An 18,344-nucleotide genomic window follows, 5' to 3' on the forward strand; every position below is an offset into this window, starting at 1 on the left:
AATATGAATATCAAGAAGTAATATTTAATAACGGAAGAATCAAAAAGAGACAGGAAATCATCCTGTCTCTTTAGCAGAATTTACTGTACTGCTTTCTGAAAAAATTGCGGCAAGTGTTCTTTATGTGCTTCAAGCATCTCATCCAGAATCTTTTTTGCAATGGTATCCGATGGCACTAATGGATTTATTGTCATTGCAACGAGCGCTGTATGATAATTTCCTGTAACTGCAGCTTCAGCAGCCACTCTTTCAAAGGATTTAATCTGCTGTACAAGCCCCCGCACTGCTATAGGAAGGTCACCGATTGCTATTGGTTTAGGTCCATCCTTTGTAATTACACAATTGATTTCAACGGCTGAATCATCAGGTATGCTGGCAATTGCACCATTATTCATTGTATTAACCGGCTGGATATCCCGTTTATCATTATAAATGGAATTGATCAGGCTGCAGGCTGCATCGCTATAAAATGCTCCTCCGCGTTTTTCAAGCTGTGGCGGCTTTATGGAAAGCTCTGGATCTTTATAGAGTTCAAACAAATCCTTTTCAAGAGCCTGTACCACCTCTGCACGTGTGCCGGCGGATGCCGACGCTTCCATTTCTTCTTCAAGCATTTCGCTGGTTTTGTAATAATACCGATGATATCCGCATGGTATGACTCCCAGCCCTTTAATAAAGTCAGGGTCCCATGAAAGCCCTGCTATATTTTTCATAGTCATTTTATTTTCAGGATCGGACATTGCATCAATGACTTGTTGTTTTACACTTACACCATCTAAAAATACATCAAGACCGAAAACCATATGGTTCAATCCGGCAAAATTAACTGACACACGTGATGGATCCACTTCGAGTGACTTAGCTATCCCCATCCTCATACCGATTGGTACATTGCATAAGCCTACAACCTTCTTGATTTTGCTGTAGCGGAGAACCGCTTCTGTAACCATGCCAGCAGGATTTGTGAAATTAACCAGCCATGCATCAGGGCAAAGTTCTTCCATATCCTTGCAGATTCCAAGAATCACAGGAATAGTGCGCAGCCCTTTAAATAACCCCCCTGGCCCATTGGTTTCCTGGCCAATCACTCCATATTTCAGAGGGATCCTTTCATCCTTTGCCCTTGCATCAAGCAAGCCTACCCGGAATTGGGTAGTAACAAAGTCAGCGCCTTTCAATGCTTCTCTTCTATCCAAGGTTAGGTGAATATCAATATGTAGTCCAGCTTTTTTAACCATTCTTTTCGCAAGATTTCCGACTATTTCAAGTTTATCTTTTCCTGCTTCTATATCAACAAGCCAAAGCTCCCTGACCGGAAGTTCGTCGTGGCGTTTGATAAAACCTTCAATTAATTCTGGTGTATAGCTGGACCCTCCGCCAATCGTCACTATTTTAAGTCCTTGTTTCATGAAAAAACCTCCTGTAAATAATTTTAACTAATAATCTTATTGTATCTGCCGCTCATCCATTTTGATTTTTATTGCCTCCATCTGCTTATACATCAGAATCATTTCAGCAACTAAATCGCTGATCGTTTCAGCACTCATCATTTGATCTTCTGCATGCATGATAATCAGGGAAAATTCAAGTTTCTTTCCAGATGCCTCCTGCTGAATCAAGCCTGAATGAGATTTATGCCCCTCAATCAAATATGATTTGGACTCTTTAAGCTTATTTTCTGCTTCTTCAAATCGTCCTTCTCTAGCAGCATATAAAGCTTCCATGACAAGACTTTTGGCTGTGCCTACGTTTGAGATAATAGTAAATGCCGTCAATTCCATTTCTTCCATCGTCTTTTGATCCTCCCTTTCTGCCCTTTTAAATCTTACTTGTGCAAGCCTGCAAATGATGATAAAGCGCCCCGAGCAGGCCTGCATCATTTTTTAACCCGCAGCATTCTAATGCAGATTCTTTGCCATAAGAGCCCATACTTTGTATTCTCCACGTAAGCTCACTGATAAGTTCCTTTCTCTCGCTTACCGCGCCTCCGATAAAAAGCTTCTTCGGATTAAACATAAACAGCAAATTATAAACAGCGATAGCCAGGCTATTGTAAAAGGAAGTAACCTCATGCCGGGCGCGTGGCTCTCCTTGTTCGCAAGCATCGAAAACATCAAAGCCAGTAACAGTTTCCACTTTAACTCCCTTATATTTTGCAAACCTTTCACGCAGCCCATATATTGAACCCGTATAGCTCAGGGTACATTTTTCGGCCAGATTATTCTGAAGTCCCTGAGTAATCATATATCCGAATTCACCCGCCATATTTGTACTTCCCCGGTAGAGCTTGTTATCGATAAAGATTGCTCCTCCTATTCCCGTCCCGATTGTCATGCAAAGGAAGTCTGCTTCATTCTGTGCATTGCCTCTCCATTTCTCCCCTAAAGCAACACAGTTCACATCATTTTCAGCACTTACGCTGATGTTGAGCTGTTCCTCCAGATATTCCTTGATATTAAAGCGGTTAAAATCACTTATAGCGCCGCCAACCTCAATGTAGCCTGTTTTGTGATCCACAAATCCAGGCACACTTAGTGCAATGCCAGTCAATCCTTCCGTCTGTAAAGCCCGCCCTATAATGGATTGCAAAATAGCTGAACCGTCAAAACGGTTTGATGGATACGAACCCTTCTGGAGGAAGTTTCCTTCTTTGTCGAGAACAGCATATTTAATGTCTGTCCCGCCTATATCAAACGCAAGGTATTTTTCGATTGTTCTCACCTCTATGCTTACTTTATACAACTAGCGGTATAATACAGAGCCGGTCCGTATTTCGATTTTTTGAATATGTCCATTAAATACTGCTCAGCTTCTTGCCCTGACAATGAAGTGACTACCTCAAAAACAGCTGTTATTTTGGTTTCTGAAAGTAAAACTGTCTTTACCTTTTCATCCTGATATTCATTAAAGAATTTGCGGACAAAGGAAATTTGCCCGCAATAAAATTTTATTTTATAAGTATTCATCGTTCTTTCCTTATGCTGGAAGGTCTTTCTGATTTTTCTTGCTGCTTGAATTATTAACGGAAGCGGCTTTATTTGATGCTAATACAAATGGCAGATAAACAATTGTGGAAACTGCCAGACATACAAATCCGATCAGCAATGCAACGTAATTTCCGCCTGTTCCTAAAAATGCGATTAACGGTCCAGGTGTTGTCCATGGGACCTGATAGGCAATTGGCGGAATGAGCCCAGTGGTAATGGCAGTATAACCGATGATAACATTGATGGCCGGGACAAGGATGAAAGGAATGATCAATATTGGATTAAGAACTACCGGCAATCCGAATATTACAGGCTCATTAATATTAAAGAGTCCTGGAGCGATTGAAAGTTTTCCGATTTCCCGGTAATCCTTCCTTTTAGAAACAATGAACAAAGCAATCAGCAACCCTAATGTCATTCCAGATCCGCCATAGTTGGCAAATGCATCATTGATCGCCCATGTTACAGGGTATGGAGCTCCCCATGCAGATCCATGCTGTGCAACATAATTCAGGTTTTCAAGGTTTGGTTCAGCGAACATGGCTTCACGGATGGCTGCCACCGTATTAGGTCCATGAATGCCAAATACCCATAGAAGATTGGATACAATAGCCAAAATAACAAGCGAGAAAATACTGGTTCCCAGATTTTTAAGAGGAGTTTGAAGGACTGCATAAATAAGTTCATGTAAACCTTTAGGATAAATTTCTAAAATGATCGCGTTGGCAATTGAAAACCCAACGGTAATGATGATAATAGGAAATAGCACCTTGAAGCTTCGGGCAACTGCAGGAGGGACAGAAGCAGGCATGTTAATCTGAAGTTTTTTGGACTTTGACAGCCTGCTGAAAAGCTCACCCACAATCAATCCTACAATCAAGGCAACAAATAAACCTTGAGCTCCCAGCCATTGCGTAGTAAGGAAGCTTGCTCCATCAACGACTTTATAGGCAGGGTAAATAATAAAAAACGTGGATAAAGCAGTCAGGCCGCATAGCAGCTCATCTGCTTTTAAGGCAAGTGCCATATTCCTTGCAACCAGAAAAACAATGAACATTGCCAGCACATTGGAAGAACCATTGAGGACCGGTGTGAAAATATGCTGATAATCAGAAAGATGCGGAAACAGTTTATTCAGGAAAAGTATTTTTGCAATAAATCCGTCCGGTGCTAAAACGGCAAAGTTCAGCAGTACGATCAAAGATCCCGCCAATGTAATCGGAAATGCTAAGATAAAGGCATCGCGTATAGCAACAATATGCCTTTGTGAGTTGAGCCTGGCTGCTACTGGAACCAGAGCCTTCTCCATGAACCCCTCAAATCCCGCCATGAATCCCATTCATTTTTCCCCCTTTAGTGGATTAAACATCTATTTACTAAATTCATTGGAGCTAGAATAAAAATTATAAATTCTCTTCAAACTGGCTCATTAAATCCAGCGCCCTGCTTAGAATGGCTTTTCCATTCATCATTCCGTAATCTCTCATCTCTATAACTTCAACAGGCACCCTCCCAGCTATGATGGCATCCACCTGCGGCTTTTGGTAGCGTACTTGCGGGCCAAGCAGCACCACATCAACTTCTGCAGAAACACTGGAGCATTCCGATACAGGTAAAGCAAATATATCAATTTCTATCCCTTTCTCTTTTGCTGCATCATTCATTTTGTTCACCAGAAGGCTTGTAGACATGCCGGCTGCACATACTAGCAGAATTTTTTTCATCACTTTTCCCCCTATGCTTTTAATTTAGGATGTTATCTGGATTCCTCAGTTTGTGAAGGAATAAAATTCAAATGATTTCCATTCGACTTGATGACTTCTTTGTACCAGTAAAAGCTTTTTTTCTTTATCCTCCGTAAATCTTTTTCACTGTGTTCATCACGATTGATGTATACAAAACCATACCTTTTTTGATATCCATTCAGCCAGCTGAGGATGTCTGTAAATGACCAAGTACAATATCCAAGCAGCATGACACCATCATTTATTGCATTCTGGCAGGCTTCAACATGTGATTTTAAGTAATCTATCCGGTAATCATCATTGATGATGTCATGATCCTCTAAAGTATCAAACTCTCCCAGTCCGTTTTCAGTGATCAAAATAGGCAGCCCGTACCGGCTTGTAAGTCTTCGGAGTCCAATGCGCAAACCTTCGGGATCGATTTCCCAATCCCAATTGGTAGCTTCTAAGTGAGGGTTTCTTATAGATTTATACAGTCCTGGAACGCCGCTTTCCGGAGTAGTGCCTTTTTGGCCGGTCGTATTCATGTCCCCCTGGCCAACTCCATCAGCCGGATTCATTTCTACTGTACCGGTCCGGTAATAATTGATGCCGATAAAATCAGGCCGGCCAAATTCAAGAAGTTCCCAGTCACCTGCATGGATATCAGGAGCCAGATCATTTTCTTCTAAATACTTCCATGATGCTTTTGGATATTTCCCCCAGCAATAGATATCCAGCCACCAATGATTATTCAGATCTTCTGCATTTTCAAACGCCATCACATCATCCGGGCGGCATGAGAATGGGTAGTTGGGTCCATAGGCAAAGCTTGGCCCTATCTTGCCTCCTGGCACATATCTCCTGAAGGACTGTATTGCTTTGGCATTGGCCAAATTAGCAATATGATTGGCATTGTACATTCTTTTTAAATCTTTTACGCCCGGCGGATGAATCCCTGACTTATAGCCAAGACCGATAAATACATTTTGTTCATTCAAAGTGACCCAATACTTTACACGGCTGCCGTAGCGTTTATAAAGGGTTATGCAATAATCATTAAAATCTTCAATAATCTGCCTTGATTCCCATGCCCCGTATTCATCCATAAGACCTTGCGGAACATCCCAGTGGTAAATCGTAATAATCGGCTCAATTTTATATCTGAGCAATTCATCAATAAGCTGGTCATAAAATAAAAGTCCCAGCTCATTTGTTTCGCCATTCCCCTTGGGGAATATCCTGCTCCATGCAATGGAAAAACGGTATGCTTTCAGCCCCATGTCAGCCATTAATGCAACATCTTCCCTGAACCTGTTATAGTGGTCTACGGCAACATCGCCGTTAGTGCCTTTAAAGGTCGTGCCAGGCAATTTTGTGTATGTATCCCAAACGGATGGGCCTTTCCCGTCTTTATCCCAAGCTCCCTCTACCTGATAGGCAGCTGTGGCCGAACCCCAAAGAAAGTTATCAGGAAAGCGGCCCTTACCTGTATGTATCATTGACATCTCCTCCTTTCTGATTAAATTGTATGCGCTTTCAAATATGTTGTAAATAAGTTTTGAATATTCTGTAATTTGCCTCATTCCTTGGTAATTGTTACATTTGAAAAACAAGGTGTTTTTTTATTCCCTTTTACCGCTCCTGTGAATTTCACGCGCAATAGATTCGAGTATGTACACCACAGGGATCTGGCTGGTAATGTTGGATTCTTCTATGTATTCCTCTGTAACATAATAGGAAATATTCAAATCGGAAATATTTGCAATGGTACAGTTTTTCTGATTGGTGATGCTGATAATCGTGCTTCCTTTCTCCTTCAGTTTTTTTATTAAATTGATGATTTCGTGTGTCTCCCCTGACACAGACATGGCAATGGTGATGCTATTTTCAAGAAGCCTGTTATGTATTGGGAAGAAAGGATCTTTAATATACAGAGAAAATTTCCCAAGACTTGAAAAATAACGTGCTCCATATTCAGCCATAATGCCGGAACTGCCGATTCCGAGGAAAATAACGCTTCCTGATTGTGCTATAAGGTGTGATGATTCCTGGATATATGATTCAAATCCGCCCTTAAGGGTTCTTTCAACAAATTCTGATAATGCATGATGTGTACTTTTTAAATTGTTTTCTGCCCTTTTCTCTAAATGCAGCTTTAGCTTCACTTTAAACTCTGAGAAGCCTTCACAATCATTTTTACGGCAGAATCTGAGGATTGTGGAAGTGGATACATGTGTCTCGTCCGCAAGCTCGCGAATGCGCATATATATCACTTTATTGGCATGTTGAGTAATATAATTATAAAGGGAATATTCCAGTTCGTTAAAAGAAGAAATTATTTTGTTGGGAAACATCTCCGTTCCTCCTTATTTTTCATGTAACTATCTATTCTCAGATTTTAAGAGAAAACCCTTTTTATTTATGAATTTATAAAAACTTGTTTTCCAAAATGGTTACTTAACATGAAAAAGCGATGCTATTTCAGCAGCGCTGTAATCTATATAATGTATTATTTTATTTTCCAAGTGTCTGCTTAACTATATTAAATAAGAAATGAATGTTTCAAACGCTTCATCGTCTCCGCCAGTTTTGAAATAGACAATATCACCCGGCAGAAGCCATTTATCAAAAATTTCCAGTATATCTTCTTCATTTGCAGAATTGTAAACATCTTGTTTTTTCATCCCGGCACTTACCGCTGCTTTTCCTATATCTTTAGCCAGGGACCCTTTTGTAATCAGTTTATCTATTCCTGATTGTACAGCCATTTTGCCGATTCTTTCATATTCAGAATCGGCATATTTTCCTAGTGCCGCTACCCTGCCTAGTACAGCAATTTTCCTGCCGGATTTTGATTTAAGTTTTTTTAGAGTCTGCAGTCCGCTTTCTAAAGAAGCTGGATTAGATTTCCATGTGTCGTCAATTATGGTCATATCATTTTTCCCCTTGATCATTTCAAACCGTGATTTTAATGAAGGAAAAGTCTCAAGCCTGCTAATTGAATCCTGTATGCCGACTCCCATTTCCATTGCGGCAGTTATGGCAGCAGCGGCATTATACACACAATGCTCACCCATTCCTGGAATAGTCCCCTCGTATATTTGATTTCGGCAGCACACCTTATACTTCATGAATTCATTATCATAATGAATCTCTTTAATCTGCATAAAAGCACTCTTATTTCTTCCATAGGTCATTAATTTCCCTAAGTAACCGGAAAAATTGATTGTCATGATATTTTTATCATCACTATTAATAATAAGTGTTCCACGGTTTTGCAAGCCTTCCATCAGCTTACCCTTTTCTGCTATATAAGCTTCTAAAGTTGGGATTTTGTCTGTATGGTCTATACCTATCATCGTAATAATGCCAATCGTAGGAAAGAAATACCTGCAGGCTTCCATCATGTCTCCGCGCCTTGAAACAGCTGTCTCGAAAACTGCAGCGTCTGTATTATCATCAATACCAAGCAAATAAGGCATATTATAGCAGTTGGCATTCTTGCTGGATTTAGTTGCCTGGACAGTCCTATCTTTTGTAAGAATATGCTTAAGCATTTCTTTCACTGAGGTCTTGCCGCAAGTACCGGTAATGGCTGCCACTGGAATATCAAATAAATGTCTGTAATATGATGTGAATGAATAAAATGCTTTAAATACATCTTTTACCCTGATGATTTGGGATGGAGATAACACATCCATATTGGAAAAAAGTTCATCCGTCACTATATAAAAATGTTTATATTTCTTAAGCCTGTTACCATCAAGTCTTCTTCCTTTTTTTACCCTGAAATAAACAGTGTTATTTCCAGCTTCAGAAAGTTCACGTGTCACATGAAAAATTTTTACATTTTCATGTGACACAGAGGGGGCCATTTTCATGGTCCTTAGAATACTTTCCAGATATAAGGTTTTCAAGCTATCTCTCCTTTCGATGCTGAAGCCACATTGAATGATGCCAGCAATAACCTTTAATATTTTTAGAGATTACGTTAAAAAAGACTGCCTAATCTTTGTCCATTACTAGGGACGTGAAAGTATGGAGTCTTCCAAACCTTATATTCAGTTGTTTCCTCAGTTTACTTATTAATTTTTTATTAACAGCTACATTTGGCAATCCAGCATACTGCACCACGTTCTTTAATGACTTAACCTCATTCATTTTACTTCTCTCCCTTCTTTTGGATTTAAGAATTCTGGCTGCTTTCAAGATGAAATTTAATTTCCCTTGCGGCCTTATGTGCGATTCTCATTGCATCTTCTTTGCTATGTGAAGATGCCATCACATACCCGTACCTGTCTCCCATCGATATTGGGGTTCTTAAATACTTTCCTTTTCGGGGTTTTATAAATACCTCTTCTATCCCCGGTAATTTAGCAGCTGCATTGGCTCCTGTTACTTTGATGAGTTTGCCCTCATTTTTTACGGTCAAATAGTGAACATATACAAATTTTTTATGATTTCTTTTAAGATTTGGTTTATTTCCTAGAAAAGATTGAATGGTTTCTTCAACTAAGTTTATGCCATATCCTACCTCTATAATTCTGTTCATAGCGCCTCCCGAAATACGGGGATTAATTTCAATGACCTTCCATTGTCCATTTACCAGTCTCATTTCAATATGGCAGGCACCATTTTTCATACCGAATGCATCTACAATGGAATAAACGGTTTTCTGAATATTTTCATAAAATTCATTATTTAAAAAGGGATCTAAAATATATCCAGTTACAATAAATCGTTTTTGGAAGGTGATTTCCTGTTCTATCACGGCCGCTATATGCACTTTTCCATCATGAACCAAGGTTTCAACCAGGAATTGCGGACCGGTTAAAAACTCCTCGATCAATATTGGTTTATTGTCATATTTACGGATAAGATTTTTCATAGCTTTCTTGAATTGAATTTTATTATTGGCCATTAACACATCCTTTGAGCCTGCGGATACCGGTGATTTAATGATTAAAGGCAGCTTGGATTTATGTTCCGATATAAAATCTTTTAATGAATTTCCAGGTCTATAAATAGAAAAGAATGGTGATACCGGAAGTTTCCTAAGCTTGGTGCGTGTGAGTACTTTGTCCTCCATTTGAAGAATTGGATCAGACGAGACCACACTTGTACAGAATTCCTCAGCCAATGCCGCTGCCGTATGAACATGCGGATCCATAAAACTAAAGATATTTTTAATGACTTTTCCCTGTTTGATTAAATCAGCTATTATTCCCTTTATAGAGCTGACATTCGATAAATCCGCAAAGATCATTTGGTGAACATCAGGAAATTCCATTCTTTGCTCCATAAATTGTATCCTATCTGTTAATAGCACTGTGAAATATCCTAGTCGGTCTGCCGCTTTGATAGCTTCCCGGCTCGATCCTGATTTACTTGTAGCAACAAAAACAATTGTGTCCATTATTTGCTTAATCCCACCTACATTACAGATTTTCAATCAGACTTATAAAATAAAATATTACGATTTTGCAAAAAAAGTTCTCGAATTGAGAAGAAATGGGAATGTGGAAAAGCCCCACTTAATATTTTACTGAGTAAAGTCTTTTAGAGCGGAGGGAAAATGCAATGATTTTAATTGGCATGCTTCATCATAGAGAAAATCCCGAGAAGGTAATAAAAGCTTATGCCTATAATGCAGTTGCAAAGGCTGAGGGTGCAGATTTTTTTTACTTTACGCCTGGTAAGGTAAATATTTCTACAGAAACCATTACAGGGAAAACTTATGAAAACGGGAAATGGATTGAAAAGGAATTTCCATATCCTGAAGTTATTTATAACGCAAGTCCCCCCATTAGCGAAAAGGCTTCTGAAATCTATGAATATCTCGCCCAAAGAATTCCTTTTACAAGCCATTCAATCGGGAATAAAGTGAGTGTCTTTAACCGGATTAAAAGTGGAAAGAACTTCTCTCAATACCTGATACCTACCATAGAAGCGAATAATGCCCGAACAGTGTTTGATGTGGTTGATACTTATACACAGGTTATCTTTAAGCCTGTAACTGGACGCCAGGGAGGAGGAATTCTTTACATTGAAAAAGAAGATGAAAATAGTTACAAAGTTAATGAGGCAGGCAGTTTATCTAACTTCAGTAAATCTCAGCTGCAGACGGCAATCAAAGAAAGGATAGAAGAAAGAGATTATTTAATTCAGCCCTTTATTACCTGTAAAATTAAATCCGGGCATGTATATGACCTTCGCTTGCACGTTCAAAGGGATGGTGAAGGGGAATGGAACGTAACCTCCATTTATCCGAGAATAGGCCCTCTCGGCAGCGTAACCTCCAATATAAGCAGCGGAGGATACTCCTGTTTGCTTGATGAATTCTTAAAAAATGAATTTGAGGATTACTGGTATAACATAAAGAGAAGTCTAGAGAAGTTTGCTGTTCTATTCTCCAGGCACTTTGCCGCTTTATATGATAATATATCGTTTGACGAATTTGGCATTGATGTGGGGATCGATAAGAATCAGAAGTTCTGGATATTCGAGGTAAACTGGAGGCCGGGAATCCCAGTTATCTTCAATGGTGAGCTGGATGTTGCAAGGAATACAATCCAATATGCGAAATACCTAGCGAAGTCGAAAAGTGAAAGGAAAACAGAGCAGCCATAAACTTTGGCTGCTCTGTTTTTAAAGAAATAGAACCATATGGTCTTCATCCAAATAGGCTTCTTCTATTTTCAAGGCATTTTTATCCATTCCAAACACTTCAAACCCTAAAGATTCATAGAGCCTTTTAGCAGGCTCATTTTTTTTTGTCACTGAAAGGTATATTTGTTCTATTTCCTTCAGCTGTTTTGCTTTGCTGATTGTCTTTTTCATCAGCTCACGGCCTAAGCCTCTATTTCTTTTTTCCTTTGATACATACATTCCATAAATATTTGCTCTATGCCTGAGCTTTATCTTGCTTTCTTTTACCAATGAAACAATTCCAGTCAGCTCTCCGTTTTCATACGCTCCAAAAATCATGGCTTCATAGGATTCTATTCTTTTTTGATAATGTTCAATAGAATTGCTCTTTTCTTCTTCATAACTGGATGAAAAAGCCTCTGGGCTATCTTTTAGAGCTTCAAGCCTGATTTTTTTATACTCTTCTGCATCAGATTGGTTTAAAAGCCTGATATTCACTAAAATACCTCCACTACTCAATTGTTTTTATTTGTAAAATATTTTATCCCATTTTAACTGACATGGATAGTTCAATTTTTTTAGGGATATGGGGTTTAATATAATAATAGCGGGATAATAAAACAGGCATCCATAAATGGATACCTGCTAATTTTAAATAATGAAAGTTGGCTTATGCTGTTCAAGAGATGGCTTTGAAGTTTCCAGCAGTACGCCGGTATGAACATCCATAACGTTCGATGCTTCATTAAACCAGCAGTCAGGTGCAGCAGCCCCCCAAAAGGTTTGTCTCCTCTTATCATTGATATCCCATCGTATAGGCTTAAAATCAGGATCAATGGTCAAATAATCTCCATTATATAATTCAATCCGGTGTCCATCCGGGTCTCTTAAATACAGGAAAAATGCGTTTGAAAGACCATGCCGCCCAGGCCCTCGTTCAATGTTTTCACTATATCCGAGCGATGCCAGCACATCGCAGCCCTGAATGAGAGCCATAGGATCACTTAGCCAGAAGGCAACATGATGCAGACGGGGGCCATTTCCATTCATAAAGGCAATATCATGCACTCCCGGTTTCCGGAAAAGCCATGCTGCCCATATATTTTCTTCTTCTGTAACCGTGTACTCAGAACACCGGAAACCCAGATCCTTCATATAAAATTCACAAGCTTTTTCCACGTCAGTTACCGCACAGTTGAAATGGTCAATTCTCTGCACTTTGGCCCCCTGATACAGATCATACCGCTGAAGCATTCTTTCTGTGTGGTCCATTTCCGAGAAAAACTCAATAGGAAGGCCAGATATATCCTGAACCCTTAAAGCACGTCCGATTGCATGCTGAGTTCCTTTTTCGAGCCACAATGTTTTCATGCCCTTATTTTCAAAAAATGACGCAAGCCTATCAAGATCAGCATTACACTGCATTTTATAGCTCATTACTTCAGCACAGCTTCTTTCTGCTTTTTTTAATAGCAGACTATGATGGCAATGCTCTTCAAGCCCCCTTAGATATATGGCTGAATCATTTTCCTCAGTTACAATGAAGCCAAGACCTTTTACATAAAATTCACGAGATGCTTGTAAGTCTTTTACATGTAGAATGGCCCTTGCGGCACGAAGAATGTTAAAAGCCATATGGCTGCCTCCTTTTAAATGGCTGAAATGTCATGTTTCGTCGCGCTTTTAAGGAAATCTTGCACTCTTTGCTTAACATAGTCTTTTTCATAGTTATCAAAATAAGTCATTCCCATTCTTATTGGATCTCCAAAGAAATAGTATTCATAATGCGTTTGCCTGCTCCCAAAGGAACTTAGCGTCAAATCCCAGGCCAGCCGGAATAATTGCACCTTTTCATAACCATCAAGACTCTTGCCTTGTAATCCCCTTTGAATGAGGGGACCTATTTCCTCTGAATCAAAATCTTCCTTGGTCGGGATGCCCATCAATCCAGATGCACCAAGTATACGTATGATTTCGGCCAGGCGCGGGTACATTTTGGGATACCAATTTCTTGCAGCGTCAAGGGCTGCGTATTCTGGTGTCATTGTCCCCCATTTATCAAGTTTGGCATTATGTTCAGCCCGGTATAAGTGTGATTTCATTGCTTCAAGCGTCAGCATAATTTCAGTTCCTTTTTCCTTAACGTGCTGAAACTGATCAATTCCAATCGCATCCATGATCGACAGGGCAACACCAAGCAAAAACTCTGTTTTGATGATGTTTTTTGAAACTACCTGATGAGACATATGGACCACTGCATTCGTTTCCCTGAAAGTACGGTTGCAGATGGATGAATTTCCGCAGACAAAAACACGGTCCCACGGAACGAATACATTCTCAAAAGAAACGATTGCATCTCCTTCTTCAAAACGAGATGATAATGGATGATCCCATTCATTTTTACCGCAGTCAAATGACTCCCTTGAGATAAATTTAAGTCCAGCAGTATTATTGGGAATGGCAAATGCAAGAGAATAAGCATCATCTTTTTCTCCAGCTTTTTTTACGGTCGAAGGAAACACGAGAATTTCATCTGTTATTCCCCCCTGTGTTGCCAAAAGACGGATCCCGTTTACAATGATCCCATCGCTTCTTTTCTCAGTCAGGCACAGAGCCACATTTGCATCTTCTTGTTCATGCTGCGCTTTAGACCTGTTCACCTGGGGATGGATCAGCGTGTGTGTCAAACTTATATCATTTTCCCGTGCATATTCATAGTACAATTTTGCATTTTCAGCAAACATAGGGTCTCCCTCGGCAAAAAAACTGCTGGATGCCCCCATTGCCATTACTTCAGCATTTAGATAATCCGGCGAGCGCCCCATCAGCCCGCATGATGTGATCGCCCATTCCTGAATGGCCTGGCGCCGCTGGATGATTTCATCAATGGTTTTGGGCTGCATGAATGTGATCCCTATTTTTTCTCCTGAGGTGGGTGAATTGAAGAGCATTATTTCAGGCTTTTCATACTGCAGGTCATATAGCTTCGCCATTGATTTCACAACGCCTTTAAGTCCAGGATAGCCTGTAACATCATCCACTCTTTTGCCGTGGAGATAAATATTGTTATTTGCTTTCTTCAGCCGGTCCAAATATTCTTTCCCCGTCTTGGCTGGCATAATTTCTCCTCCTTATTTTCCAAATTGGGGGATATGATGGTCATTGATAGCTACATGAATAACCTTTGGCTCTGAGTAAAATTCAAGCAGGGCATAATGACCTCCCTCCCTGCCGATTCCGCTTGATTTGGTCCCTCCAAATGGGATGCGGAGGTCGCGCACATTTTGAGCATTAATCCAAATCATCCCTGCATCCACTGCCTGTGCAACTCTATGGCCCCGTTTGATATCATTGGTCCATACATATCCTGCGAGCCCATATTTCACATCATTTGCTGCAGCAATTACTTCATGTTCATCTTCAAATTCAATGACAGCCATCACAGGCCCGAAGATTTCTTCCTGGCAAACCTTCATTTCATTTCTTGCATGAAGCAAAACAGTCGGGGGAACAAAGTTCCCTGCCTTTGCTTCAGGAGAAACAGTGCCTTGAAAAACTTCACAGCCTTCTTTTTTTGCTAATTCAATATAGGAGTTTACTTTGCTGGCATGCTCTTTATTTATCAGCGGGCCAAGCTCTGTCACAGTATCCATCGGATCGCCAATTTTAATGTTTGAAACTCTTTTTTTCAATGCTTCAACGAAACGTTCTTTGATTTTTTTATGGACAAAAACCCGTGAGTTTGCGGTGCATCTCTCACCGTTAAAAGAAAATATGCCCCATACTGCAGCGTCCAGTGCACGGTCAAAATCGCAGTCCTCAAATATGATCAGGGGTGACTTTCCGCCAAGCTCCATAGATGTCCTCTTCAGTGTATCTGCTGCATTTTTAAGAATTACTGTGCCTGTAGACGTTTCCCCTGTAAATGAAATGGCGTTCACATCGGGATTTCCTACAAGTGAGGCTCCGGCCCTTTCACCAAATCCATGAACTACATTGAATACACCTCTTGGGAGTCCGGCTTTATCAATGACCTGTGCCAATATATGCGCGCTTAGCGGCGACAGCTCAGCCGGCTTTAATATCACCGTATTGCCGGCTGCAAGTGCAGGAGCAACCTTCCAAGTTTCAAGCATGAATGGAGCATTCCATGGAGTTATCAGCCCTACAACCCCTACAGGATTATAAATTGTATAATTAATGAACTCACCGTCAGCCTGATAGGCTTCTCCATGAAGCCTGGTCTCAGCCATCCTTGCATAAAACCTGAAATTTTCAGCAGACCGGGCAGTCTGTTTTTTTGTCTGGGATACTGGAAGCCCGGTGTCCAAAGCTTCTAAAACTGCAATTTTTTCTATTTCCTGATCTATAATATCTGCAATTCTATACAAATACTTCATACGCTCAGAAACTTTCATTTTGCCCCAAGGGCCATTTTTGTAGGCTTCCTTCGCTGCAGCTGCGGCTTTTTTGATATCCTCTTCGCGGCCTTCCGCTACGCTGTTAATTCTCTGGTTTGTGAAAGGATTGATATTAATGAAGGAAGAATTGGAATATGATGGGATGAATTCTCCATTAATATAAAGTTCTATATTTTCGATACTTGATATGATGCTTTCGATTTTTTGATCTGTAAGTTTGGCTGGCATACGTTCACCCCTCTCCCCAGTTTTTTAGAACTGACATAGTGAAGTTTGAATAAGCTGTCCTGAGAAGGCATGAAGGAACGAGTCTTCTCAGGCAAGTTTACTTCCATGTAGTCTTGGACAATCTCTTATTCTGAAGCTTTATTGCTTCACGCTGTCTGGCAGCTTTACATACTTTCTCAGCACCTGGCGGATTTCAGCCTGAAGAGAAACTTCCGGAATATCCATCGGCTTTCTTAATACGGGCTTAATTTTCCCCATCATGCCAAGTGCTGTTTTTAATGGCGCAGGATTGGTATCCTTAAATAAAACATCATTCAGCTCCATTAGCTCATAGTGAAGGTCCAGGGCAAGGTCTAAGTCCTTTCTGGTCCATGCATTATAAATTTCAGCTACCTTGTCTGGAAGGATATTGGCAGTTGCACTGATATGGCCAGCTCCTCCAATTGCAAGCATAGGATAGCAAAGCAGTTCTATACCGGAGTACAAAAGAAAATCCCTGCCGCATTTTGCCAAGACACGGTTTACATGCTCGAAGTCTTTATTGGACTCTTTAATTCCTATCACATTTGTGCAGTCTTCGTTTATTCTTGCCAGTGTATCAATGTGCAAGTTGACTCCTGTCCGGCCGGGTATGTTATAAATAATGATTGGAATATCCACAGAATCGGCAACGGTTTTAAAATGTTTATATAATGCATGCTGTGAAGGCCTATTATAATACGGAACAATAATAAGGGCTGCATCGGCACCTATTTCCTGTGCCCTTTTTGTAAGATAAAGAGTTTCATTGTGGTTTACTGAACCTGTTCCAGGAACAAAAGGAACTCTCCCCTTAATTTCTCCAGCCGCCGTTTCCATGACCTTAACACGTTCCTCTGCAGTCAGCGAGCTGGGCTCTCCGGTAGTTCCAGTTACAGAAATGCCATGTGTCCCGCTGTTAATATGCCAGTTGATTAAGTGCTTAAAAGAATCATAATCAATCGTTTCATCTTCATAAAAAGGAGTTACAACAGGGGCAATCGATCCCCTGAGAATGGCCTTGACTTCATCAAATTTCGACAAGAAGATCACTCCAGTATTTTAGGATTGATGTATTTTAAAACTTTCGTGAAAACCCTTTCATAAATAATGTACCATGTGCTATTCTATATAAAAAATATTAAAATCATTGGCATTGCATATGAAAAAAATATATAAAGGCAGTGATTTAATGGACATGAAACAGCTATTCTATTTTTGTACCATTGTGGAAGAAGGCCAAATCACACGCGCTGCCAATAAACTTCATATGGCCCAGCCGCCCCTCAGCCAGCAGCTCAAGCATCTTGAAGAAGAATTTGATGTAAAATTATTCGAACGTAATGGAAGGAAAATGGAATTAACTTCTATTGGCAAACTCCTTTACAAGCGAGCCAAACATTTGCTTTCACAGGCTTCCGATACCATTCTAGAGGTAAAGGAAATGTCCAAGGGCTTCAAAGGAGTCCTAACCATCGGCGCCAATAAATCTTGCTTTTCCCACCTTGCTTCCCGTATCCGTTCCTTCCGGGAAAATTATCCTCAAGTAAGCTTTCAGCTGAGAGAGGGAGATACCTATCAAATCGGCGAGCTTTTAAAAGAAAGAGAAATTGAACTCGCTGTCGTCCGGCTCCCGATAGCCGGCGAAGGATTCTCAATGATACATCTGCCAAAGGAGCCTTATATATTCGTTCTTCCGCAAGAATGGAAGACTCGGGCCCCAACCGAAGAATCCATTACATTAAAACAAATTTCTGCCTTTCCCCTCCTATTGCTGCATAGAATAAATGGCACAGGCCAGTATGAATTGGTACTGAATGAATTCATAAAAAAAGGGCTACATCCGAATATTATCTGTGAATGTCCCGACCCTTTCATGATCTTATCCTTAGTTGCAAGCGGAGTCGGAGCAACTATAGTCCCGCAATCCGCTTTACAGTCCATAAAAATGGAGAATCTTTACATTATGAAGATAAAAGATACACCTCTTATATCAGAATCTGCTGTAATCTGGCTTGAAAATCGCTATCTTTCAAAGAGCGCCTGGCATCTTATTCAGTCTTTCGAAAATAATCCATTCGGGGATACCAAGAGCAGAGGCTGTTCCGTAAACCTTGCTGCTTTGGAACAAGATGGCTGATTTGCGCTCCACATGCTTACTTTAATCAACCTGATTAAACATGGAACCGCCTCACAGAACTCATTAAAAAACAACAATCTTTTAGAAAGAGCAAATTGAAAAGTTTCTTGCAATCTACTGCTGCCAGTCAACACAGATAAAGAGTTTTTAGAAAAGTTTGAATGTTAAACGGTAT

Annotated in this window: 17 protein-coding genes; 2 read left to right on the forward strand and 15 right to left on the reverse strand. The window is 40.2% G+C overall.

Annotation, left to right across the window (positions count from 1 at the left end):
- Nucleotides 1–80 precede the first annotated feature (80 nt).
- The 10 genes from BIV59_RS01530 to BIV59_RS01575 all read right to left on the reverse strand — a co-directional run bounded on the left by BIV59_RS01530 (nt 81) and on the right by BIV59_RS01575 (nt 10,130).
- Nucleotides 81–1,409: a 6-phospho-beta-glucosidase gene (locus BIV59_RS01530; protein WP_071349671.1), complete on the reverse strand. Its 1,329-nt coding sequence runs from the start codon at nt 1,407–1,409 to the stop codon at nt 81–83.
- Between the two features lie 36 nt (nt 1,410–1,445).
- Nucleotides 1,446–1,790, reverse strand: coding sequence for a PTS lactose/cellobiose transporter subunit IIA (locus BIV59_RS01535; RefSeq protein ID WP_071349672.1), 345 nt, complete (start codon nt 1,788–1,790; stop codon nt 1,446–1,448).
- A gap of 28 nt (nt 1,791–1,818) precedes the next feature.
- The gene (locus BIV59_RS01540; RefSeq protein ID WP_170846064.1) at nt 1,819–2,721 is read right to left on the reverse strand and encodes an ROK family protein; all 903 of its coding nucleotides are present in this window, start codon (nt 2,719–2,721) and stop codon (nt 1,819–1,821) included.
- An 8-nt stretch (nt 2,722–2,729) separates the two neighbouring features.
- Nucleotides 2,730–2,966: a hypothetical protein gene (locus BIV59_RS01545; RefSeq protein WP_071349673.1), complete on the reverse strand. Its 237-nt coding sequence runs from the start codon at nt 2,964–2,966 to the stop codon at nt 2,730–2,732.
- A gap of 10 nt (nt 2,967–2,976) precedes the next feature.
- Nucleotides 2,977–4,326, reverse strand: a complete 1,350-nt coding sequence (locus tag BIV59_RS01550) for a PTS sugar transporter subunit IIC (protein WP_071349674.1) — start codon at nt 4,324–4,326, stop codon at nt 2,977–2,979.
- 64 nt (nt 4,327–4,390) lie between these two features.
- On the reverse strand, nt 4,391–4,711 hold the full coding sequence (locus tag BIV59_RS01555) for a PTS sugar transporter subunit IIB (RefSeq protein ID WP_071349675.1): 321 nt from the start codon (nt 4,709–4,711) through the stop codon (nt 4,391–4,393).
- A 32-nt stretch (nt 4,712–4,743) separates the two neighbouring features.
- Nucleotides 4,744–6,213, reverse strand: a complete 1,470-nt coding sequence (locus tag BIV59_RS01560; RefSeq protein WP_071349676.1) for a glycoside hydrolase family 1 protein — start codon at nt 6,211–6,213, stop codon at nt 4,744–4,746.
- A gap of 123 nt (nt 6,214–6,336) precedes the next feature.
- Nucleotides 6,337–7,068: a MurR/RpiR family transcriptional regulator gene (locus BIV59_RS01565; RefSeq protein WP_071349677.1), complete on the reverse strand. Its 732-nt coding sequence runs from the start codon at nt 7,066–7,068 to the stop codon at nt 6,337–6,339.
- A gap of 183 nt (nt 7,069–7,251) precedes the next feature.
- Complete coding sequence (locus BIV59_RS01570) at nt 7,252–8,631, reverse strand: Mur ligase family protein (protein WP_071349678.1); 1,380 nt, start codon at nt 8,629–8,631, stop codon at nt 7,252–7,254.
- Between the two features lie 269 nt (nt 8,632–8,900).
- Complete coding sequence (locus tag BIV59_RS01575; RefSeq protein WP_071349679.1) at nt 8,901–10,130, reverse strand: ATP-grasp domain-containing protein; 1,230 nt, start codon at nt 10,128–10,130, stop codon at nt 8,901–8,903.
- A 164-nt stretch (nt 10,131–10,294) separates the two neighbouring features.
- On the opposite strand from BIV59_RS01575, the gene BIV59_RS01580 reads away from it, so the two are divergent.
- Nucleotides 10,295–11,344: a YheC/YheD family endospore coat-associated protein gene (locus tag BIV59_RS01580; RefSeq protein WP_071349680.1), complete on the forward strand. Its 1,050-nt coding sequence runs from the start codon at nt 10,295–10,297 to the stop codon at nt 11,342–11,344.
- 18 nt (nt 11,345–11,362) lie between these two features.
- Here BIV59_RS01580 and BIV59_RS01585 read toward each other — a convergent pair whose 3' ends face one another.
- From BIV59_RS01585 to hpaI, 5 genes are all read right to left on the reverse strand, one after another.
- Nucleotides 11,363–11,860: a GNAT family N-acetyltransferase gene (locus BIV59_RS01585; protein ID WP_071349681.1), complete on the reverse strand. Its 498-nt coding sequence runs from the start codon at nt 11,858–11,860 to the stop codon at nt 11,363–11,365.
- A 153-nt stretch (nt 11,861–12,013) separates the two neighbouring features.
- Complete coding sequence (hpaD, locus tag BIV59_RS01590; RefSeq protein ID WP_071349682.1) at nt 12,014–12,997, reverse strand: 3,4-dihydroxyphenylacetate 2,3-dioxygenase; 984 nt, start codon at nt 12,995–12,997, stop codon at nt 12,014–12,016.
- Nucleotides 12,998–13,011: 14 nt separating this feature from the next.
- Nucleotides 13,012–14,481 (reverse strand): 4-hydroxyphenylacetate 3-monooxygenase, oxygenase component, encoded by a 1,470-nt coding sequence (gene hpaB / locus BIV59_RS01595; RefSeq protein WP_071349683.1) that lies wholly within the window; start codon nt 14,479–14,481, stop codon nt 13,012–13,014.
- Between the two features lie 12 nt (nt 14,482–14,493).
- A complete protein-coding gene (gene hpaE, locus BIV59_RS01600) occupies nt 14,494–16,011 on the reverse strand; it encodes a 5-carboxymethyl-2-hydroxymuconate semialdehyde dehydrogenase (protein WP_071349684.1) in 1,518 nt (505 codons plus the stop codon).
- Nucleotides 16,012–16,149: 138 nt separating this feature from the next.
- The gene (gene hpaI / locus BIV59_RS01605) at nt 16,150–17,073 is read right to left on the reverse strand and encodes a 2,4-dihydroxyhept-2-ene-1,7-dioic acid aldolase (RefSeq protein ID WP_071349685.1); all 924 of its coding nucleotides are present in this window, start codon (nt 17,071–17,073) and stop codon (nt 16,150–16,152) included.
- Between the two features lie 148 nt (nt 17,074–17,221).
- Here hpaI and BIV59_RS01610 point away from each other — a divergent pair, with 148 nt between their 5' ends.
- Nucleotides 17,222–18,169, forward strand: coding sequence for a LysR family transcriptional regulator (locus BIV59_RS01610; protein WP_071349686.1), 948 nt, complete (start codon nt 17,222–17,224; stop codon nt 18,167–18,169).
- Nucleotides 18,170–18,344: the final 175 nt, after the last annotated feature.

The organism is Bacillus sp. MUM 13 (assembly GCF_001866725.1).
Lineage (GTDB): Bacteria > Bacillota > Bacilli > Bacillales > DSM-1321 > Peribacillus.